18 protein-coding genes are annotated in these 20,253 nt (G+C 71.7%); 12 read left to right on the plus strand and 6 right to left on the minus strand.

Features of this window, described 5'->3' with window-relative positions:
• Positions 1-112: 112 nt before the first annotated feature.
• Positions 113-1,330, minus strand: a complete 1,218-nt coding sequence (locus K4G64_RS29730) for a cation:proton antiporter (RefSeq protein WP_221759052.1) — start codon at positions 1,328-1,330, stop codon at positions 113-115.
• Positions 1,331-1,334: 4 nt separating this feature from the next.
• Complete coding sequence (locus K4G64_RS29735; protein ID WP_221759053.1) at positions 1,335-1,820, minus strand: TrkA C-terminal domain-containing protein; 486 nt, start codon at positions 1,818-1,820, stop codon at positions 1,335-1,337.
• Between the two features lie 225 nt (positions 1,821-2,045).
• Between K4G64_RS29735 and K4G64_RS29740 the strand changes: the two genes are divergently transcribed.
• From K4G64_RS29740 to K4G64_RS29755, 4 genes are all read left to right on the plus strand, one after another.
• Positions 2,046-3,011, plus strand: coding sequence for a sensor histidine kinase (locus K4G64_RS29740; RefSeq protein WP_308122525.1), 966 nt, complete (start codon positions 2,046-2,048; stop codon positions 3,009-3,011).
• The gene (locus tag K4G64_RS29745) at positions 3,011-3,664 is read left to right on the plus strand and encodes a response regulator transcription factor (protein WP_097221299.1); all 654 of its coding nucleotides are present in this window, start codon (positions 3,011-3,013) and stop codon (positions 3,662-3,664) included. The genes K4G64_RS29740 and K4G64_RS29745 overlap by 1 nt, the downstream gene beginning before the upstream one ends.
• Before the next feature lie 64 nt (positions 3,665-3,728).
• Entirely contained in the window at positions 3,729-5,243 is a 1,515-nt protein-coding gene (gene miaB, locus K4G64_RS29750) for a tRNA (N6-isopentenyl adenosine(37)-C2)-methylthiotransferase MiaB (protein WP_221759055.1), read from the plus strand.
• Between the two features lie 61 nt (positions 5,244-5,304).
• The gene (locus K4G64_RS29755; RefSeq protein ID WP_221759056.1) at positions 5,305-6,018 is read left to right on the plus strand and encodes a class III extradiol dioxygenase subunit B-like domain-containing protein; all 714 of its coding nucleotides are present in this window, start codon (positions 5,305-5,307) and stop codon (positions 6,016-6,018) included.
• A gap of 163 nt (positions 6,019-6,181) precedes the next feature.
• On the opposite strand, the gene K4G64_RS29760 is transcribed toward K4G64_RS29755, so the two are convergent.
• The gene (locus K4G64_RS29760; RefSeq protein WP_221759057.1) at positions 6,182-6,550 is read right to left on the minus strand and encodes an antitoxin; all 369 of its coding nucleotides are present in this window, start codon (positions 6,548-6,550) and stop codon (positions 6,182-6,184) included.
• Positions 6,551-6,576: 26 nt separating this feature from the next.
• Positions 6,577-6,855, minus strand: coding sequence for a hypothetical protein (locus K4G64_RS29765; RefSeq protein WP_221759058.1), 279 nt, complete (start codon positions 6,853-6,855; stop codon positions 6,577-6,579).
• Positions 6,856-7,037: 182 nt separating this feature from the next.
• On the opposite strand from K4G64_RS29765, the gene miaA reads away from it, so the two are divergent.
• The 6 genes from miaA to hflX all read left to right on the plus strand — a co-directional run bounded on the left by miaA (position 7,038) and on the right by hflX (position 15,418).
• Complete coding sequence (miaA, locus tag K4G64_RS29770; protein ID WP_221759059.1) at positions 7,038-7,976, plus strand: tRNA (adenosine(37)-N6)-dimethylallyltransferase MiaA; 939 nt, start codon at positions 7,038-7,040, stop codon at positions 7,974-7,976.
• Positions 7,977-8,084: 108 nt separating this feature from the next.
• A complete protein-coding gene (locus K4G64_RS29775) occupies positions 8,085-8,597 on the plus strand; it encodes a hypothetical protein (RefSeq protein WP_221759067.1) in 513 nt (170 codons plus the stop codon).
• A gap of 23 nt (positions 8,598-8,620) precedes the next feature.
• Complete coding sequence (gene dapF, locus K4G64_RS29780; protein WP_221759060.1) at positions 8,621-9,493, plus strand: diaminopimelate epimerase; 873 nt, start codon at positions 8,621-8,623, stop codon at positions 9,491-9,493.
• 297 nt (positions 9,494-9,790) lie between these two features.
• The gene (locus K4G64_RS29785; protein ID WP_221759061.1) at positions 9,791-11,968 is read left to right on the plus strand and encodes a bifunctional (p)ppGpp synthetase/guanosine-3',5'-bis(diphosphate) 3'-pyrophosphohydrolase; all 2,178 of its coding nucleotides are present in this window, start codon (positions 9,791-9,793) and stop codon (positions 11,966-11,968) included.
• A 184-nt stretch (positions 11,969-12,152) separates the two neighbouring features.
• Positions 12,153-13,784: a M1 family metallopeptidase gene (locus K4G64_RS29790; RefSeq protein ID WP_260461144.1), complete on the plus strand. Its 1,632-nt coding sequence runs from the start codon at positions 12,153-12,155 to the stop codon at positions 13,782-13,784.
• A gap of 140 nt (positions 13,785-13,924) precedes the next feature.
• Entirely contained in the window at positions 13,925-15,418 is a 1,494-nt protein-coding gene (hflX, locus tag K4G64_RS29795) for a GTPase HflX (RefSeq protein WP_221759062.1), read from the plus strand.
• 80 nt (positions 15,419-15,498) lie between these two features.
• Here the strand turns inward: hflX and K4G64_RS29800 are convergent, their stop codons facing one another.
• Entirely contained in the window at positions 15,499-16,698 is a 1,200-nt protein-coding gene (locus K4G64_RS29800) for a serine protease (protein WP_221759063.1), read from the minus strand.
• 6 nt (positions 16,699-16,704) lie between these two features.
• Between K4G64_RS29800 and K4G64_RS29805 the strand changes: the two genes are divergently transcribed.
• The gene (locus tag K4G64_RS29805) at positions 16,705-17,016 is read left to right on the plus strand and encodes a hypothetical protein (protein WP_221759064.1); all 312 of its coding nucleotides are present in this window, start codon (positions 16,705-16,707) and stop codon (positions 17,014-17,016) included.
• On the opposite strand, the gene K4G64_RS29810 is transcribed toward K4G64_RS29805, so the two are convergent.
• Positions 16,980-18,203 (minus strand): serine protease, encoded by a 1,224-nt coding sequence (locus K4G64_RS29810; protein ID WP_221759065.1) that lies wholly within the window; start codon positions 18,201-18,203, stop codon positions 16,980-16,982. The genes K4G64_RS29805 and K4G64_RS29810 overlap by 37 nt on opposite strands.
• A gap of 347 nt (positions 18,204-18,550) precedes the next feature.
• Between K4G64_RS29810 and K4G64_RS29815 the strand changes: the two genes are divergently transcribed.
• A complete protein-coding gene (locus tag K4G64_RS29815) occupies positions 18,551-20,005 on the plus strand; it encodes an aminotransferase class III-fold pyridoxal phosphate-dependent enzyme (RefSeq protein WP_221759066.1) in 1,455 nt (484 codons plus the stop codon).
• The last annotated feature ends 248 nt before the right edge of the window (positions 20,006-20,253 follow it).

Genomic DNA, 20,253 nt, shown 5'->3' on the forward strand with positions numbered 1-20,253 from the left:
GGGCGGGGCGCCTGACCCGGGCATGATCAGGGCCTCCCGGACTCGGACTCGCGCCGTCCGGCCCACTGCTCCTCGGTCCGGACTCGGACTCGCGCCGCCCGGCCCACCCTCCTCAGTCGGCGACCGGTGCCTCTGCCTCGGTCGCCCGGGGCGTCGGCTCCGGGCGGTGGGGCTCGCGGCGGCGGCTCCACCAGGTCGCCACCGGCTCGGTGTAGCGCGCGGTCAGCGGGCCCAGCACCACCAGGATCAGGACGTAGGCCGTGGCCAGGGGGCCGAGGGACGGTTCGATGCCGGCCGAGACCGCCAGACCGGCGATGACGATCGAGAACTCGCCGCGGGCCACCAGTGCGCCGCCCGCACGCCAGCGGCCCTTGACGGAGATCCCGGCCCGCCGGGCCGCCCAGTACCCGGTGGCGATCTTCGTCAGCGCGGTGAGGACGGCCAGCCCGAGGGCGGGCAGCAGGACGGGCGGGATACTCGACGGGTCGGTGTGCAGCCCGAAGAACACGAAGAAGACCGCCGCGAACAGATCACGCAAGGGACTCAGCAGGGTGTGCGCGCCCTCCGCGACCTCCCCCGACAGCGCGATGCCCACCAGGAAGGCCCCGACCGCCGCCGACACCTGGAGCTGCTGTGCGACGCCCGCGACCAGGATCGTCAGACCCAGCACGACCAGCAGCAGCTTCTCCGGGTCGTCGCTGGAGACGAACCGCGAGATGAGCCTGCCGTAGCGCACGGCCAGGAACAGGACGAGTCCGGCCGCGCCCAGCGCGATCGCCAGGGTCACGCTCCCGGCCATCAGGCCGACCCCCGCCACCAGAGCGGTGACGATGGGCAGGTAGACCGCCATCGCCAGGTCCTCCAGCACCAGCACGCTGAGGATCACCGGCGTCTCCCGGTTGCCGACCCGGCCCAGATCGCCCAGCACCTTCGCGATCACGCCGGACGACGAGATCCAGGTGACACCGGCCAGCACGACGGCGGCCACCGGGCCCCAGCCGAGCAGCAGCGCCACGGCCGCCCCGGGCAGCGCGTTGAGGGCGCAGTCGACCAGACCGGACGGATAGTGGGTCTTGAGGTTGGAGACCAGATCGCTCGCCGTGTACTCCAGGCCCAGCATCAACAGCAGCAGGATGACGCCGATCTCCGCGCCCGTGGCGATGAACTCCTCGCTCGCCCCCAGCGGCAGCAGACCGCCCTCACCGAAGGCCAGACCGGCCAGGAGGTACAGGGGTATCGGGGAGAGCCGGAACCGGGCGGCGAACCGGCCGAGCAGGCCGAGGCCGAGAATGATGGAACCGAACTCGATGAGCAGAACCGCGGAGTGCAACGGCTCACTCCCGCCCGAGTATGGTCGCGGCCGCGTCGACGCCCTCACGGGTCCCGACGACGATCAGCGTGTCACCGCCCGACAGCCGGAAGTCCGGCGCGGGCGACGGGATGGCCTCGGCCCGGCGCAGCACGGCCACCACCGACGCGCCCGTCTCGGTCCGCATCCGCATGTCGCCCAGCACCCGCCCGTTCCAGCGCGAGGTCGCGGCCACCTCGATCCTTTCGGCGACCAGCCCCAGGTCCGTGGTGTACAGCAGGCTCGGGCTGTGGTGGGACGGCTTCAGCGCGTCGATCAGCGATCCCGCCTCCGAGCTGGTCAGCTTCAGGGACTGGGCGCAGGAGTCGGGATCGTCGGACCGGTACACGTTCACCGTGCGCGTGCCGTCGCGGTGCGCCACCACCGACAGATGGCGGTGCTCCCGTGTCTCCAGGTCGTACTGGACCCCGATACCCGGTAGTGGCGTCGCCTTCAGGCGCGGAGCGGACACGTTGCTTCCCCTTGTTCGTCCGGTTCGCTGCTTTTGTCAAGTTGTGTTGTGCTTTGTCGGCCCGATGAGCGGTGTCGATCAACGGACGGGTCAAGTCCGCATGGTCCCATCCGGCCGTACGGTGACGACATGGGTGTCGTGACGGATATACGCAGCGGCAGGTCGCCGGAGAGGGTGAACGGGGCGGTGCACTGCGCGAAGGCGGGAAGGAGCGGATCCAGAAGCGTGTCGTTGTTCTGGCGGATCTTCTCGCTCAACGCCGCCGGCCTGGTCGTGGCGACGGCGCTGCTGCTCGGCCCGGTCACCGTGTCCACCCCCGTCCTCGCGGGCGAGGCCTTCGTCCTGCTCGCCGGCCTGGTGCTGCTGCTCGCCGGCAACGCGCTCGTGCTGCGGTTCGGCCTGGTGCCCCTGCAACGGCTGGACCGGGCCATGGCCACCGCGGATCTGCTGCGTCCGGGCTCCCGGCCGGTGGTCGCGGGACCGGCGGAGACGGCCGGGCTGATCACGACGTACAACACGATGCTCGACCGGCTGGAGGCCGAGCGGGCCGCGGGCGCCGCCCGGGCGCTGTCCGCGCAGGAGAGCGAACGGCACCGGATCGCCCGGGAGCTCCACGACGAGGTCGGGCAGACCCTGACCGCCGTCCTCCTCCAGCTCAAGCGCGTCGCGGATCTCGCGCCGGAGGACCTTCGCGAGGAGGTGGGCCAGGCGCAGGAGGCGACCCGGGCCGGCCTGGACGAGATCCGCCGGATCGCCCGCCGACTGCGCCCCGGCGTACTGGAGGAACTCGGCCTGGCCAGCGCCCTGCGCTCGCTCACCGGCGAGTTCACCACCCACGGGCTGACCGTGCGCCACCACGTCACCGGAGAGCTCCCCGCCCTGACCCCCGAAGCGGAACTCGTCGTCTACCGGGTCGCCCAGGAGGGCCTGACCAACACCGCCCGGCACGCCGCCGCCGACCACGCCGAACTCCGCCTCCAGCCGGTCCCCGGCGCCGTCGAACTCCTCGTTCGCGACAACGGCACGGGCCTCGGCGACGCCGCCGAGGGCGCCGGCCTCACGGGCATGCGCGAACGCGCGCTGCTCATCGGTGCCACCCTGACCCTGGGGACGGCGCCGGGCGGGGGTACCGACGTACGGCTGCGCGTACCGGTCGCCGTGCGCGAGCCAGTGACCGAAGGACCCCGCTGATGCCCACACCGATCCGCGTGCTGCTGGCCGACGACCACACCCTCGTGCGCCGGGGCGTGCGCCTCATCCTGGACGGGGAGCCCGACCTCACGGTCGTGGCCGAGGCCGGAGACGGCGCCGAGGCCGTCGCACGCGCGCGTGAGACCCCCGTCGACCTCGCCGTCCTGGACGTGGCCATGCCCCGCATGACCGGCCTCCAGGCGGCCCGGGAACTCTCCCGACGACTGCCCGACCTGCACATCCTGATCCTGACCATGTACGACAACGAGGAGTACTTCTTCGAGGCCCTCAGGGCCGGGGCCAGCGGCTACGTCCTCAAGTCCGTCGCCGACCGCGACCTGGTCGAGGCCTGCCGGGCGGCCGTGCGCGACGAGCCGTTCATCTACCCGGGCGCCGAACGCGCCCTCGTCCGCTCCTACCTGGAGCGTTTGCACCGGGGCGACGGCCTGCCGGAACGCGCCATCACCGAACGCGAGGAGGAGATCCTCAAGCTGGTCGCCGAGGGCCACACCTCGAAGGAGATCGGCGAACTCCTCTTCATCAGCGCCAAGACCGTGGAGCGCCACCGCGCCAACCTCCTCCAGAAGCTCGGCATGCGCGACCGCCTGGAGCTGACCCGGTACGCGATCAGGGCCGGCCTCATCGAACCCTGAGCCCGGGGCGGAGGTTGTCCACAGGCGGCCGAGACACTTTCGCCGAGCGCCTACCCTTGTCCCCATGAGCAGCATCGACCGGAGCCAGTCAGTGGGCGGCACGCGCACATACGAGGTACGCACCTACGGGTGCCAGATGAACGTCCACGACTCCGAGCGATTGTCCGGACTGCTGGAGGACGCGGGCTACGTCCGCGCCCCCGAGGGCGCCGACGAGGCGGACGTCGTCGTCTTCAACACCTGCGCCGTGCGCGAGAACGCAGACAACAAGCTGTACGGCAACCTCGGCCACCTCGCCCCGAAGAAGGCGAGCCGCCCCGGCATGCAGATCGCGGTCGGCGGCTGCCTCGCCCAGAAGGACCGCGACACCATCGTGAAGAGGGCGCCCTGGGTGGACGTCGTCTTCGGCACGCACAACATCGGCAAGCTGCCGGTCCTGCTGGAGCGCGCCCGCGTGCAGGAGGAGGCGCAGGTTGAGATCGCCGAATCGCTGGAGGCGTTCCCCTCGACGCTGCCCACCCGCCGCGAGAGCGCCTACGCGGCCTGGGTCTCCATCTCCGTCGGCTGCAACAACACCTGCACCTTCTGCATCGTCCCGGCCCTGCGCGGCAAGGAGAAGGACCGTCGCCCCGGCGACATCCTCGCCGAGATCGAAGCCCTGGTCGCCGAGGGCGTCTCCGAGATCACGCTGCTCGGGCAGAACGTCAACGCCTACGGCTCCGACATCGGCGACCGCGAGGCCTTCAGCAAGCTGCTGCGCGCCTGCGGGAAGATCGACGGCCTGGAGCGCGTCCGCTTCACCTCCCCGCACCCGCGGGACTTCACCGACGACGTCATCGCCGCCATGGCCGAGACGCCGAACGTGATGCCGCAGCTGCACATGCCGCTCCAGTCCGGCTCGGACCCGGTCCTGAAGGCGATGCGCCGCTCTTACCGCCAGGAGCGCTTCCTCGGCATCATCGAGAAGGTCCGCGCCGCCATCCCGCACGCCGCGATCAGCACGGACATCATCGTGGGCTTCCCCGGCGAGACCGAGGAGGACTTCGAGCAGACGCTGCACGTGGTGCGCGAGGCCCGCTTCGCCCAGGCCTTCACGTTCCAGTACTCCAAGCGGCCCGGCACCCCGGCCGCCGAGATGGACGGCCAGATCCCCAAGAAGGTCGTCCAGGAGCGCTACGAGCGGCTCGTCGCCCTCCAGGAGGAGATCTCCTGGGAGGAGAACAAGAAGCAGGTCGGCCGCACGCTGGAGCTGATGGTCGCCGAAGGCGAGGGCCGTAAGGACGACACCACCCACCGCCTCTCCGGCCGGGCCCCCGACAGCCGCCTCGTCCACTTCACCAAGCCGGACGAGGAAGTCCGCCCCGGCGACGTGGTCACGGTCGAGATCACCTACGCCGCCCCGCACCACCTCCTCGCCGAGGGCCCCGTGCTGGACGTGCGCCGCACGCGCGCGGGCGACGCCTGGGAGAAGCGCAACGCGGCCGAGAAGGCCAAGCCCGTCGGCGTGATGCTGGGTCTGCCGAAGATCGGCGCCCCCGAGCCCGTGCCCGCCGTGGCGAGCGGGTGCGGCTGCGACTGACCCCGGCCGCCGCCCGGAACGGTGGCAGCGGCTCCCGCTCTTGAGGGTTACCCTGCCGATCATGCTTGTCGCCGCCGCTGTCTGCCCTTGCCCGCCGCTGCTGGTCCCCGAGGTCGCCGCGGGCGCCGCCCCGGAACTGGACGCCGCGCGGGCCGCCTGCACGGACGCGCTGGGAGTGCTCGCCGCCGCCCGGCCCGGCCGGCTCGTGGTCGTCGGACCGATGGACGGTGCCGGGCCCGAGACGTACCCGGAGGGAACGGCGGGGTCCTTCCGGGGCTTCGGCGTCGATCTCGACGTACGGCTGGGAGCGGCCGGGGGCGCGGACAGGGAACAGCGGCTGCCGTACGCGCTGGCGGTGGCGGCGTGGCTGCTGGAGCGGACCGGGTGGTCCGACGCCCCGGTCGAGGGCCTCGGTGTGGAGGAGTCGTACCCGCCCGAGCTGTGCGTGCGGACCGGGAGGGACATGGCAGCCCGCGACGAGCGGGTCGCCCTGCTGGTCATGGGTGACGCCAGCGCGTGCCGGACGCTCAAGGCCCCGGGTTATCTGGACGAACGGGCGGCGCCCTTCGACGCGGAGGTCGCACGCGCGCTCGGCGCGGCGGACGTGGCGGCCCTCACCACGCTGGACACGGCGCTGGCACACGAGCTGAAGGTGTCCGGCCTGGCGCCCTGGCAGGTCCTTGCGGGCGCGGCCGACGGCGCGGACCTCGGCGGCTCACTGCTGTACGAGGACGCGCCGTACGGCGTGGGGTACGTCGTCGCCACCTGGTCGTAGACCGGGCAGGCAGGGAGCGGGAAACGGCGGACGGCCGGGAGCCTCCGTGCTCCGCGGCCGTCCGCCGATCTGCCCTTCAATGTGCCGGTGTGCGCAGGAAACCCGCTGCTGTGCGCAGGGAACCTGCTGCAGTGTGCACGGACCCTGCTGCGCCCATGTGCGTTCAGGAGGTGGGCGGTGGTGCCTCCGGGGGCGGGGCGCCGCCCGCGTCCCGCGGCGGAGCCGTCCGGCCGGTGCCGGGCGGCGTCGTGGCGTCCGTGCCGGGCGTTGTTGTCGCGTCCGTGCCGGGCGTCGTCGTGCCGCCCGCGTCCGGTGCGGTGTCGCCATGGTGCGTGAGTCGGCCCATGGCGCCCTTGGCCCGGCCCGTGCCCGACTGGATCCTGTCGCGGTACTTGCCCTTGGTCGTCTTGTCGACGGCCTGCGCGGCCTTGTCGAGACCGTGGTGGATCTTGCCCTCATGCCGGTGTGCGAGGTCCGAGACCTTGCCTTTGGCCGGGCCCAGCTTGGCTTTCACGTTGTCCATGAGACCCATGGCTCACCTTCCCTCGCGCAGGACGGTCAGGTACGGGCGCCCTCGCCGGCCTCGTTGTCTGCAGCCTTCTCGGTGGATTGCTGCTTGGGAATGTCGACACCCTCGGACTCGGTGGACTTCGAGGCCTCGGGAGTGGCGTCGGCGGCCGGCTCCGCCGCTTCCTCCGCCCCGCCGGTGCCCTTCGTCTCCGCGGCCTCGGTCGTCTCCGTCTCGGGCCCGGCCTTCGCCGTGTCGGTCTGAGCCTCGGCCGCAGGCGTCTCCGCCGTGGCCTTCGACCGCCGGAGAAGTCGTGCAAAAACGCCCATATCCACTCCATACGTTACTCGTGCGGGCGAAATCCCGCGTTGCCCGGTGCGTCAATTTGCGCGGCCCGGGTCACCGCCTCTGCGATCCGGCGGCAGGAACCTCGCAACGGGCAACGACCCCGCGGTCGTCGCGTCACGTAACTCGTTCGAGACCGGGGGTCGAGGTTTGCGAGACTGGGGCGGTGAGCAGTGCACCCCCCGCCCCCCGCGTCATCGCCGTCGTTGGACCAACTGCGGCCGGAAAGTCCGATCTGGGCGTATTCCTGGCCCAGCGTCTCGGTGGTGAAGTCGTCAACGCCGACTCCATGCAGCTCTACCGAGGGATGGATATCGGCACGGCCAAGCTGACGCCCGAGGAGCGCGACGGCGTCCCCCATCACCTGCTGGACATCTGGGACGTGACCGTCACGGCGTCCGTCGCGGAGTACCAGCGCCTGGCCCGGGAGCGCATCGAGGCGCTGCTCGCCGAGGGCCGCTGGCCGATCCTGGTCGGCGGCTCGGGACTGTACGTGCGCGGGGCCGTCGACAACCTGGAGTTCCCCGGCACCGACCCCGAGGTCCGCGCCCGCCTGGAGGAGGAGCTCACGCTGCGCGGCTCCGGAGCGCTGCACGCCCGCCTGGCCGCCGCCGACCCCGAGGCGGCCCGTGCGATCCTGCCGAGCAACGGCCGCCGGGTGGTCCGCGCCCTGGAGGTGATCGAGATCACCGGCAAGCCCTTCACGGCCAACCTCCCCGGCCACGACTCGGTGTACGACACCCTCCAGATCGGCGTCGACGTGGCCCGCCCCGAGCTGGACGAGCGCATCGCGCACCGGGTCGACCGGATGTGGGACGCCGGTCTAGTGGACGAGGTGAGCGCACTTCAGGCGCAGGGGTTGCGTGAAGGGCGTACGGCCTCGCGCGCGCTCGGCTACCAGCAGGTGCTCGCGGCGCTCGCCGGGGAGTGCACCCTCGAGGAAGCGCGGACCGAGACCGTGCGTGCCACCAAGCGCTTCGCGCGCCGTCAGGATTCATGGTTCAGGCGCGACCCGCGGGTGCACTGGTTGAGTGGGGCGGCGGCCGATCGCACGGAACTTCCGCAGCTCGCGCTGTCCTTGGTCGAACGACCGGTTACAGCCTGATCACGTCATGGCATCGGGACGCCCAGGCCGTCATCCGGTCCTTCGGTGGCGTGCCATCATCGAGCTTCGATCGACCGAGTTGAGTCCTAGTTGGGAGGGCGCGTGGCGATGGAGGCCGGCCCTCGCGACACCGCACGAAGCACCGATCACATCACCGCCGAGCGGGATGGGGCGGGGCACGGGGACGCTCCGGAGCAGGAGACGGACCATCTCAGCTCCGACGGGCCCGACGAGACGCAGGGCGTGACGGACGACGGTCCCGAGCCCGGTGAGATGTTCGCCGACGAGGTCGAGGTCGAGCTGCGTCCGCAGCGCCGGCTGCGCATCTGGCAGCTGGCTCCCATCGTGGCCCTCGCGGCACTCGGCTCCCTGATGTTCGCCTTCCCGCTCGCCTTCGACTTCGGCGACAGCGGGGCCGTCATCGCCATGCTGGGCCTGCTGATCTGCTCCTGCGCGGCAGGCTGGGGCATGATGGCCGCCCGCCGTGTCGGCTACACGTGGCCGGGCCTCCCGGCCCGCGGCTCGGGCCGCAGACCCGACTGGCGTGTCGCCCTCGCGTACGCCCTGGTCGTGGCGGTCGTGGTGGTCCTCGCCGTGTGGCGGGTGGCACGACTCCGGTAGGGCATGCCCCGTACGATCGAGGCATGAGCACGCGGATCGCCTTCCTCAAGGGGCACGGCACCGAGAACGACTTCGTGATCGTCCCGGACCCCGAGAACGCCATCGACCTGCCCCCGGCCGCCGTTGCCGCCCTGTGCGACCGCCGCGCCGGCATCGGCGGTGACGGGCTGCTGCACGTCGTGCGGTCCGCCGCCCACCCGGAGGCCGAGGGCATGGCGGCCGAGGCGGAGTGGTTCATGGACTACCGCAACGGCGACGGCTCGGTCGCGGAGATGTGCGGCAACGGCGTGCGGGTGTTCGCGCGCTACCTCCAGCGCGCCGGTCACGTGACCGAGGGAGACCTCGCGGTCGCCACCCGCGGGGGCGTGAAGACCGTGCACATCGCCAAGGACGGTGACGTGACCGTGGGCATGGGCCGGGCGGTGCTCCCTGAGGGCGACGTCACGGTGAGTGTCGGCGAGCGCAGCTGGCCCGCGCGGAACGTCAACATGGGCAACCCGCACGCGGTCGCCTTCGTGGACGATCTCTCGCACGCCGGTGATCTGCTCTCCCCGCCTCCCTACAGCCCGGCCGCCGCCTACCCGGACGGTGTGAACGTGGAGTTCGTGGTCGACCGCGGCCCCGGGCACGTCGCGCTGCGCGTGCACGAGCGCGGCTCCGGTGAGACCCGCTCGTGCGGCACCGGCGCGTGCGCGGTTGCCGTGGCCGCCGCCCGCCGCGACGGCGCCGACCCCACGGCCACGGGCGCCCCCGCGACCTACACCGTGGACGTCCCGGGTGGCACCCTGGTGATCACCGAGCGGCCCGACGGCGATATCGAGATGACCGGCCCGGCCGTGATCGTGGCCGAGGGCGAGATCGACGCGGACTGGCTGGAAACGGCCACGTCGGCGTGACTGGCGGCAGGTCGTCCTGAAACATCCGCGCGGCTTCGGCCACCCGACCCGAAACCACCGCTGATATCCGGCCACTTGGCGGGAATCACGTCGGAGGAGTGGTGGCGTAGGGGGGTGCAAACCTCGCATTCATCCCTCGAATGGGTGATCAGTTTCACGCTCGGCGAGAGGCGGCCAGTCGGGCGTGGTGGGCTCGGTAGCATCAAGCACCGGCCCGGACGGGGGACCGAAGCCGCTCCCTGAGCCGTGTCCGCTCTGGGGCACCCCGTCCGCCGGTTGACGCAGCCGGAGGTGCCCATGAGTGCGGAGGCCACGAATTCCGTGACCCCAGGCCCGATGCCGGGCGCGGTGTCAGGACAGGTGACGCCGACAGCCCCCCGCAGAAAGGCCCGCCCCCGGATCGACTTGCGCCGCCTCGGCCGTGCGGCCCTGCTCGGCCCCACCGCCCGCGGCCGGCTGCCCGACGCCATCAGCCATGTCGTCGAGGCCCACCGCGCCCACCACCCCGACGCGGACCTCGAACCCCTGCGCCACGCGTACGTCCTGGCCGAGTCCTCGCACCGCGGCCAGATGCGCAAGAGCGGCGAGCCGTACATCACGCACCCGCTCGCAGTGACCCTGATCCTCGCCGAACTCGGCGCCGAGACCACGACGTTGACCGCGTCCCTGCTGCACGACACCGTCGAGGACACCGACGTGACGCTCGACCAGGTGCGCGACCAGTTCGGCGAGGAGGTCCGCTATCTCGTCGACGGCGTCACCAAACTCGAGAAGGTCGACTACGGCGCCGCCGCCGAGCCCGAGACCTTCCGCAAGATGCTCGTCGCCACCGGAAACGACGTCCGCGTGATGTCGATCAAACTCGCCGACCGGCTGCACAACATGCGCACCCTCGGCGTCATGCGCCCCGAGAAACAGGAGCGCATCGCCAAGGTGACACGTGACGTGCTCATCCCGCTCGCCGAACGGCTAGGCGTCCAGGCGCTCAAGACCGAACTGGAAGACCTGGTCTTCGCGATCCTGCATCCCGAGGAGTACGCGCACACCAGGGAGTTGATCGTCCGCAACGCGGCCCGGGCGGACGACCCGCTCGCCGAGGTCGCTGACGAGGTGCGCGGCGTGCTGCGCGAGGCGGACATCACGGCCGAAGTCGTCATCCGCCCCCGCCACTTCGTCTCGGTGCACCGCGTCTCCCGCAAACGCGGCCGACTGCGCGGCTCCGATTTCGGCCGCGTCCTGGTGCTGGTGAACGAGGACGCCGACTGCTACGGCGTCCTGGGCGAACTGCACACCTGTATGAAGCCGGTGGTCTCGGAGTTCAAGGACTTCATCGCCGTACCGAAGTTCAACCTGTACCAGTCGCTGCACACGGCCGTGGCGCGCGAGGACGGCCAGGTCGTCGAGGTCCTGATCCGCACGCACCAGATGCACAAGGTCGCCGAGGCCGGTGTCGTCGCCCTCGGCAACCCCTACGCACCGGCCCCCGACGACCCGGCCGACGGCGAGCGCGTCGACCCCACCCGCCCCGGCTGGCTCTCCCGGCTCCTCGACTGGCAGGAGGCGGCGCCCGACCCGGACCACTTCTGGTCGACGCTGCGCGAGGACCTCGCCCAGGACCGCGAGATCACCGTGTTCCGGCCCGACGGCGGCACGATCGGCCTGCCCGACGGGGCGACCTGCGTGGACGCCGCCTACGCGCAGTACGGCGAGGACGCGCACGCCTGTATCGGGGCCCGGGTGAACGGCCGCCTGGCGACGCTGAGCACCGTGCTGAGGGACGGCGACACCGTTCAGCTCCTCATGGGCCAGGACCCGGCGTCGGAGCCGTCCCGGGAGTGGCTGGAGCACGCCCACACGCCCGCGGCCCGGATCGCCATCCAGCGGTGGCTGACCGCCCATCCGGCGCAGGCGGAGTCCCAGCAGCAGAGCGAGGCGCGGATCGGCGGGGGCCCGTCGGCCCTGCGGCCCGTCGACGTACCCGACCCGGACGCGGCACCGGAGCAGCCCGCCGACCGCCCCGGCACCGGCCATGTCCTCGCCGACCTGCCCGGCGCGACCGTCCGGCTCGCCCGGTGCTGCACTCCCGTACCGCCCGACGAGATCACCGGCTTCGCGGTACGCGGCGGTGCGGTCACCGTGCACCGCGTGGAGTGCGCCGCGGTGGCACGCATGAAGGACGGGGGGCGCGCGGAGGTCGGCGTGCGCTGGGGGGAGACCGCCGAGTGCCGGGTCACGCTGATCGCCGAATCGTTCGTCCGTCCCCATCTGCTGGCCGACCTCACCGAGGCCATGGCCTCCGAGGGAGCCGAGATCGTCTCGGCGACCGTCGAGCCCCCGACCCAGCAGCAGGTGCGGCACACCTACACCGTGCAGCTCCCGGACGCCGGCCACCTGCCCGCGCTGATGCGCGCGATGCGCAATGTGGCCGGGGTGTACGACGTCAGCCGAGCCCAGCCGCAGCCGCAGGGCGGCTGACCGGCCAGGGCCTGCGCATGGCCCTGCCCGGCTCGCCGAGAACGCCCTGGGGCGGCGCAGACCCGGCCTCAGCTGCCTCACGCCGCGGCCGAGACGGCACCCGGCGCAGGCTCCGGTCCCCGGTTCGGGTGGGACGAAAGCGCGCCGTCCCCGCCGCTCACCCGCGCGCTGATAGCCGTGGGGCATGCTCCTGACCTCCCACAGCCAGGCCACCACCCCCACCCGGCGGCGCCGGACCGCCGCCGCCCTGCTCACCTCGGCGATCTCCGTCTGCCTCGTCGCCGCGAGCGCCCCCGCCGTCCCGCTCGGCGTCGGCGACCGGCTCTTCCCGTACCTCGGCAACCCGGGCTACGACGTGGCGTCGTACGACCTCTCGTTCACCTATCCGGGCAACAACAGCGAACCGCTGCAAGCCGTCACCACCATCGACGCCTGGACCACCGCCGACCTGGACCGCGTCAACCTGGACTTCGCCCACGGCACCGTCGAGTCGGTCGAGGTCGACGGCGACCCCGCCGAGTTCCGCACCGCCGGTGAGGACCTGGTGATCACGCCCGAGGACTCCGTGTCGGACGGCAACTGGATGCGGATCACCGTGCGGCACACCAGTGACCCCGTGCCCCTCAAGGACCGCGAGGGCGGCTGGGTGCGCACCGCGGACGGCCTCGCCATGGCCAACCAGGCCGACGCCGCGCACCTGGTCTTCCCGTGCAACGACCACCCCTCCGACAAGGCCATGTTCACCATCCGGGTCACCGCACCCGACGGTCACACGGCCGTCGCCAACGGACTGCCCGCCGGAGTGGAGAAGTCCGGCGGGTCCACGACCTGGACCTACCGCAGCCAGCACCCCATGGCCACCGAGCTCACCCAGGTCTCCATCGGCCGCTCGACGGTGCTGCACCGCACCGGCCCGCACGGACTGCCCGTACGGGACGTCGTCCCGACCGAGCACCGCAAGGCGCTCGAACCCTGGCTGGAGAAGACCCCCGGCCAGATCGCCTGGATGGAGGGCAAGGTCGGCCGCTACCCCTTCGAGACGTACGGCCTGCTCATGGCCGACGCCACCACCGGCTTCGAACTGGAGACCCAGACGCTCTCCCTCTTCGAACGGGAACTCTTCACCGATCCCGTCTACCCCTCGTGGTACGTGGAGTCGATCATGGTCCACGAGCTGGCCCACCAGTGGTTCGGCAACAGCGTCGGCCCCCGCACCTGGTCAGACCTGTGGCTCAACGAGGGGCACGCCACCTGGTACGAGGCGCTGTACGCCGAAGAACAGGCCCACAAGCCGATGCGGGACCGGATGAAGGCCGCCTACGCCGCCTCCGACCGCTGGCGCGCCGACGGCGGACCGCCCGCCGCCCCCAAGGCGCCCGACCCCGGCCGCAAGACCAGTATCTTCCGGCCCAACGTCTACGACGGCGCCGCCCTCGTCCTCTACGCCCTGCGGCAGGAGATCGGCCGCCCGGCCTTCGAACGCCTGCAACGCGCCTGGGTCGGCCGCCACCAGGACGACACGGCCACGACGGAGGACTTCGTCCGGCTCGCCGCGGAGATCGCCGGGCGCGACCTGGGCGGCTTCTTCCAGGGCTGGCTGTACGGCGAGAAGACCCCGCCGATGCCGGGGCACCCGGACTGGAAGCCGAAGGCTCCTGCCGCGAAACCGGAGGCTCCCGCGGGAAGGCCGAAGGTCCCGGCGGCGAAGCGGGAGGCTCCTGCGGAGAGGTCGAAGGTCCCAGTGGTGACGCGGGAGGCTGGAGGCTGCTGGGGAGAAGCCGGGAGGCTCCTGAGAAGCAGGCCCGGCCGACGATGACGCCCGCCCGATAACACGGTGACGAGACGCCCCGTGCCGTGCGACCATCTTCAGGTCGGCGCGGCACGGAACGCCGGGAATCTCCCGGACCGCTCGTGCGTTGCAGACAGTGAACGGTTTCCGACCTACGTAAGGATCCAATGACCTCCTCTTCTTCCTTTTCCCAGGACTCCAAGCGCTTCGCGCACAGCCACCCCGATGGTTTTCGGGCCGATGCCCTGATGGAAGAGGACGTCGCCTGGAGCCACGAGATCGACGGAGAGCGGGACGGCGACCAGTTCGACCGCTCCGACCGCGCGGCCCTGCGCCGTGTGGTGGGCCTCTCCACCGAGCTCGAGGACGTCACCGAGGTCGAGTACCGCCAGCTCCGCCTGGAGCGGGTCGTCCTCGTCGGCGTCTGGACCTCGGGAACCGTGCAGGACGCGGAGAACTCCCTCGCGGAGCTCGCCGCCCTCGCCGAGACGGCCGGCGCGCTGGTGCTCGACGGAGTCACCCAGCGCCGCGACAAGCCCGACGCGGCCACCTACATCGGCTCCGGCAAGGCCGAGGAGCTGCGCGACATCGTCGTCGAGACCGGCGCGGACACCGTCATCTGCGACGGTGAGCTCAGCCCCGGTCAGCTGATCCACCTCGAGGACGTCGTCAAGGTCAAGGTCATCGACCGGACGGCCCTCATCCTGGACATCTTCGCCCAGCACGCCAAGTCCCGAGAGGGCAAGGCGCAGGTCGCTCTCGCGCAGATGCAGTACATGCTGCCGCGACTGCGCGGCTGGGGTCAGTCGCTGTCCCGGCAGATGGGCGGCGGCAAGGGCGGCGGTCTCGCCACCCGTGGTCCCGGTGAGACCAAGATCGAGACGGACCGGCGCCGGATCCGCGAGAAGATGGCGAAGATGCGCCGGGAGATCGCGGAGATGAAGACCGGCCGCGAGATCAAGCGCCAGGAGCGCAAGCGCCACAAGGTGCCGTCCGTGGCCATCGCGGGCTACACCAACGCCGGCAAGTCCTCGCTGCTCAACCGCCTCACGGGCGCGGGCGTGCTGGTCGAGAACGCCCTGTTCGCGACCCTCGACCCGACCGTGCGCCGGGCCGAGACCCCGAGCGGACGGCTGTACACGCTGACCGACACGGTCGGGTTCGTGCGCCACCTGCCCCACCACCTGGTCGAGGCGTTCCGCTCCACGATGGAGGAGGTCGGCGAGGCCGACCTGATCCTGCACGTGGTCGACGGTTCGCACCCGTTCCCGGAGGAGCAGCTGGCGGCCGTGCGCGAGGTGGTCCGGGACGTCGGTGCCACCGACGTGCCCGAGATCGTCGTGATCAACAAGGCCGACGCGGCCGACCCGCTGACGCTCCAGCGGCTGCTGCGCGTCGAGAAGCGGTCCATCGCCGTCTCGGCCCGCACCGGCCTGGGCATCGAGGAACTGCTCGCGCTCATCGACAACGAGCTGCCGCGCCCGTCGGTCGAGATCGAGGCGCTCGTGCCGTACACGCACGGCAAGCTGGTCGCCCGTGCCCACGACGAGGGAGAGGTGATCTCCGAGGAGCACACCCCGGAGGGCACCCTGCTCAAGGTGCGGGTACACGAGGAACTGGCGGCGGAACTCACGCCGTACGTTCCGACGCCCGCGCTCTGATCCCGACCTGAGCGCGCGTCCGATGCGACGCGAGAAGGCCCGCTCCCTGTCATGGGGAGCGGGCCTTCAGCATGTGATGGTCACTGACCGCCGTACGTCTTGCTCATGTTCTGGTAGAGCGCCTCGGCGTCCCGGCCCAGCTGCGGGCCGGCCAGCCAGGTGTTGTCGGCCGGACCGATCGAGGTGTTGGAGACCAGCACCGACTTGCCGTTCAGGACCCGGAACCAGCCGCCACCGGACGAACCGCCGGTCATGTCGCAGCCGATGCGGTACATCGTCGGCAGCGACGGGCTGAGCGAGAACCGGCCGGGGACGTCGATGCACTTGAACATCTTCTCGCCGTTGTAGGGCGGTGCGGCGGGGTAGCCCCAGGCGCCCATCTTGCGGGCCTCGGCCGCGGACGGGGCGGAGAAGTCCACGTCCAGCGCGGCGCCGACCGTCTCCTCCAGGGACTTCGCGCCCTGCTCAGGCTTCACGTGCAGCACGGCGTAGTCGTACGCGGCGCCGTCACCACCGGTTTCCGAACCGCCCTGGATCCACTGGTTCGAGGTCGAGGCCCAGTTCGCCCACCAGTTGCCGTAGGGGGCGGCCTCGGCCGGGTTGGCGTTGCTGATCTCCGCCTCGGACTTGCCGAGGTCGTTGTAGGCCGGGACGAAGACGATGTTGCGGTACCACCCGCCGTTGCCGCCGGCGTGCACGCAGTGGCCCGCCGTCCACACCAGGTTGGACTTGCCCGGGTGGTTCACGTCCTTGACGACCGTGCCGGAGCAGACGGCCGGGCCGTCAGGGGAGTCGAAGAAGACCTTGCCGACCGGCGCCGCGTTGTCGTGGTACGGCGTCTTCTCGGCCTGCGCCCGGACCGGTGCCGGGTCCGGGTCGCTGACACCCTGGCCGGCCGAGGCGTCCTTCGTCGTCACCGTCTTGTCCGCCTCGTCGGCGGACTGCATACGCTCCGGCTTCCAGAGGCCCTTGATCACCGGGTTGACGAAGTCCTTGGCGTCACTGAGCCACTTGTCCTTGTCCCAGTCCTTCCAGCCGCCGTCCTTCCAACGGTCGACGTCGATCCCGTGCTCCTTGAGCTTGCCCGCGAGGTCGGCCGGGATCTCGGCCTTGCCGCCGTCCGCGGAGGCCTGGGAACTCGTGGCGTCGGGCTTGTCGCTCGCCGAGTCCTCGGAGCCGTTGCAGGCGGTCGCGGTGAGCGCCAGGGCGGCGACGAGCCCGGTGGCGGCGAGGACGGTGCGCCGCCCACGCCTCGATGCGGGCGTACGTGTGAAACGCATGGTGCGATGACCCCCGTTGTGCGTACGAATGTGGTGCTGGTGCTGGTGCTGGTGCTGGTGCTGGTGCTGGTGCTGGTGCTGGTGCTGGTGCTGGTGCGCGGCGCCGCGTGTGCATGTCATGGGTGCGGCGCCGACGTTCCCGCGCGACTCCCCACTATGCCGGTGGAGTTGAGGGCGTACCGGGGTGGGGCGGTGAAGGTTTCCGAGAACCCCCGGGCCGGAACTCGTGAGGAAGCGACCCGGGGTGCGCCGCCCTGCCGGCAGCGCGAATCAGCGGCCGGTCAGCGGTTGGCGTACTTCTTGCTGACCGAGTCGTAGACACCCTTCGCCACGTCGCCCAGGCGCGGTCCGGCCAGCCAGCCCGACGTCACCGGGCCGATCGAGGTGTTGGACACCAGCGCCGGCTTGCCGTCCGAACCGATGGCGACCCAGCCACCACCACTCGAACCGCCGGTCATGGTGCAGCCGATGCGGTACATCGTCGGATCCGACGCGGCGACCGAGAGCCGCCCCGGCCGGTCCTGGCAGCGGAACAGCTTCTGCCCGTCGTAGGGCGGCGCGGCCGGGTAGCCGATCGCCGTGACGCTCTTCACCTGTGGCACCGCGGGCGCCTTGAAGTCGACCGGCAGCGCCGAACCGACCATCTCCTCCAGCGACTTGCCGCCGCTGCCCTTCTCCGGCGTCACATGGATGACCGCGAAGTCGTACGGCGCGCCGTCTCCGCCCGTCGAACCGCCCTGCTCGATCCACTGGTCCGAGGTCTGTGCCCAGTCGCCCCACCAGACACCGTAGGGAGCGACGTCCTCGCGGGTGGCGTTCTCCAGTTCCGCCACCGGCCTGCCGTCGTCGTTGTACGACGGCACGAACGCGATGTTGCGGTACCAGCCGCCCTTCTTACCCGCGTGCACGCAGTGGCCCGCCGTCCACACCAGGTTGGACTTGCCCGGGCGCGCGGGGTCCTTCACCACGGTCGCCGAGCAGACCGCCGAGCCCTCGGGGGAGTCGAAGAACACCTTCCCGGCCGTGGGAGCGTTGGCGTGGTACGACGGCGGCACGGCCTGCGCCTCGACCGGCTCGGGCGTCGGGTCGGTCACGCCCTGGTCACCGGAGAGGTCGCTTTCGTCGACGCCCTGGTCGGGCTCCTCGGCCTCCCGCATGCGGTCCGGGTTCCAGAGCCCCTCGATGATCGGGTTGATGTACTCGTTCGCCTCGCGCAGCCAGTCGTCCCGGTCCCAGTTCTTCCAAGCCCCGTCCCTCCACTTGTCGACGTCGATCCCGTGCTCGCGGAGCCGGTCCCGGATGTCGTCCGGGATCCTGAGCTTGCCGTCGTCGGAGGCGGTGGCCGACGCGGAGGCCTCACCGTCAGCCGTGGCGTCGCCCGACTCGCAGGCGGTGGCGGTCAGCGCGAGCGCCGAGGCGAGGGCCACCGCGGCCAGCACGGGGGAGTTCCCGCGGCGTGCCCTCCCTCCTCGGCCGGTATGGGACGACGGTCGTATGGGTCGCATGATCTGACTCCCCCTGGTGCGGAACGAACGTGGACGAACCGGCAATGCGCCCCCAATTTCCGCTGCCTCGCGGGAACTTCGGGGCGACCTCACGGTGTCCGGGAACGGCACCACACACTATGCGGTGCCTGTGGGGGCGATCCGACGGATCCGCAACAGTTCCGTCACGGAAAGGATCTTGAGGCAACCCGTAACCCCGTGAGTGATCCGGGGTTGGTAGCGGATGGGGGGCCTGCTGCCTGGATGCGGTCCTCTGTGCCCGTGCCCAGTGGGAGGTCTTGGAAGCCGTGGCGGAATCCACCGATGGGGGTCGCGCGTCAGAGGAGGCCGCTGTGGGGTGTACGCAGGTGAAATCCGTCCCCGGCGGGGCCGCCGACCATACCGCCCCCGCCCCGCGCTCCACTCCCGAGGGAGCCGGGCGCCGCCAAGGCGCACGCGAACCCGCCGCCCGGACCTACGCCCGTGCCCTGCCGATCGTCCCGGTGCGAGCCCGGGGACTGACCATCGAGGGCGCGGACGGCCGCCGTTACCTGGACTGCCTCTCCGGCGCCGGCACACTCGCCCTGGGCCACAACCACCCGGTCGTCCTGGAGGCCATCCGCAAGGTCCTCGACTCCGGCGCACCCCTGAACGCCCTCGACCTGGCCACACCCGTCAAAGACGCCTTCCTCGACGAGCTGTTCCGAACCCTGCCGCCAGGCCTCGCCGAGCGGGCGCGAGTGCGGTTCTGCGGACCGGCGGGCAGCGAAGCCGTCGAGACCGCCTGGGCCCTGGCACGCGCGGCGACCGGACGGAGCGGCCTCCTGACCTTCACCGGAACCGGTCGCTGTGGCACCGCCGGAGGCCTCGACGACCCGTCCGCGAACACCCATGACGCGTGGGTGACCCGCCTGCCCTACCCGCAGGACTACCGCTGCCCCTTCGGCGTCGGGGGCAAGCACGGAGCCGACCTCGCCGCCCGCTGGACGGAGTCCCTCCTCGACGCCCCGGGGGCCGGGGTGCCGCTGCCCGCCGGGATGCTCGTCGAGCCGGTCCAGGGCGAGGGCGGCGTGATCCCCGCCCCTGACTCCTGGCTGCGGCGCATGCGACAGCTCACCGCCGACCGGTCCGTCCCGCTGATCGCCGACGAGATCCAGACGGGCGTGGGCCGGACCGGCACCTTCTGGGCCGTGGAGCACAGCGGCGTGACCCCCGACGTGATGGTCCTCTCCAACGCCATCGGCGGCAGCCTGCCACTGGCCGTCGTGGTCTACCGCGACGACCTCGTCACCCGGGAACCCGGCACCCCCGCCGACGCCTTCCCCGGCAACCAGCTCGCCATGGCCGCCGGCACCGCGACCCTCGCCCACGTCCGCGAGAACGCCCTCGCCGACCGCGCGGCGACCGTGGGAGCGCGCCTGATGAGTCAACTCCGGCAGCTGGCCTCCGATTTCGCGTGTGTGGGGGATGTGCGGGGGAGGGGACTGATGATCGGGGTCGAGCTGGTGGATCCGGACGGCGAGGGGGATCCGGGCTTCACGGGTAGTCCCGGGGCTGCGGAGGGCAGCGTGGCCGCGGCAGTGGTGCCGGGCAGCGGACGGCGGCCCCTCCCCGCTGCTCCCGAACTGGCTGCTGCGGTCCAGCGGGAGTGCTTGCGGCGCGGCCTCATCGTCGGACTCGGCGGCCGTCACGCGAGCGTCGTGCAACTCCTCCCTCCTCTGACCATCACCGACGAACAGGCTGCGGCCGTACTGGACCGCCTGGCCGACGCGGTCCGGGCAGCGGCCCGGTCCCGAGGGGGCGGCACGGCAGCCGCACCGTGACCGCGGCGCGCGCCAGCGGCGTGGGAGCCCACCCCGTGCCCGGGTGTGCGTGCCGGGTCACCTGCCAGGCGTTGCCCGACAGGCGACCAGGTGGCCAGGCGACCAGGGGATCAGGTGGCCAGGCGACCTGGCGACCCGGCGACCAGGTGAGCGGGCGACCAGGTGGGCAGGCGACCAGGGGGAACGGTGGCCACGCGCGCTCGACGACCCTCGGGGCACGGCCGCGACGGGACCCGGAGCCGCCCCCC

Origin of the sequence: Streptomyces sp. WAC04114, assembly GCF_019733245.1 — a bacterium.
Lineage (GTDB): Bacteria > Actinomycetota > Actinomycetes > Streptomycetales > Streptomycetaceae > Streptomyces > Streptomyces massasporeus_A.

Excerpts from the sequence above, each read along its gene's own strand:
- K4G64_RS29800 (WP_221759063.1), bottom strand. The coding sequence starts at position 16,698 with ATGCGTTTCACACGTACGCCCGCATCGAGGCGTGGGCGGCGCACCGTC.
- K4G64_RS29785 (WP_221759061.1), top strand. The coding sequence starts at position 9,791 with ATGAGTGCGGAGGCCACGAATTCCGTGACCCCAGGCCCGATGCCGGGC.
- K4G64_RS29760 (WP_221759057.1), bottom strand. The coding sequence starts at position 6,550 with ATGGGTCTCATGGACAACGTGAAAGCCAAGCTGGGCCCGGCCAAAGGC.
- miaB (WP_221759055.1), top strand. The coding sequence starts at position 3,729 with ATGAGCAGCATCGACCGGAGCCAGTCAGTGGGCGGCACGCGCACATAC.
- hflX (WP_221759062.1), top strand. The coding sequence starts at position 13,925 with ATGACCTCCTCTTCTTCCTTTTCCCAGGACTCCAAGCGCTTCGCGCAC.
- K4G64_RS29775 (WP_221759067.1), top strand. The coding sequence starts at position 8,085 with ATGGAGGCCGGCCCTCGCGACACCGCACGAAGCACCGATCACATCACC.
- K4G64_RS29790 (WP_260461144.1), top strand. The coding sequence starts at position 12,153 with ATGCTCCTGACCTCCCACAGCCAGGCCACCACCCCCACCCGGCGGCGC.
- K4G64_RS29765 (WP_221759058.1), bottom strand. The coding sequence starts at position 6,855 with ATGGGCGTTTTTGCACGACTTCTCCGGCGGTCGAAGGCCACGGCGGAG.
- dapF (WP_221759060.1), top strand. The coding sequence starts at position 8,621 with ATGAGCACGCGGATCGCCTTCCTCAAGGGGCACGGCACCGAGAACGAC.
- K4G64_RS29805 (WP_221759064.1), top strand. The coding sequence starts at position 16,705 with ATGACCCCCGTTGTGCGTACGAATGTGGTGCTGGTGCTGGTGCTGGTG.
- K4G64_RS29745 (WP_097221299.1), top strand. The coding sequence starts at position 3,011 with ATGCCCACACCGATCCGCGTGCTGCTGGCCGACGACCACACCCTCGTG.
- K4G64_RS29810 (WP_221759065.1), bottom strand. The coding sequence starts at position 18,203 with ATGCGACCCATACGACCGTCGTCCCATACCGGCCGAGGAGGGAGGGCA.
- K4G64_RS29755 (WP_221759056.1), top strand. The coding sequence starts at position 5,305 with ATGCTTGTCGCCGCCGCTGTCTGCCCTTGCCCGCCGCTGCTGGTCCCC.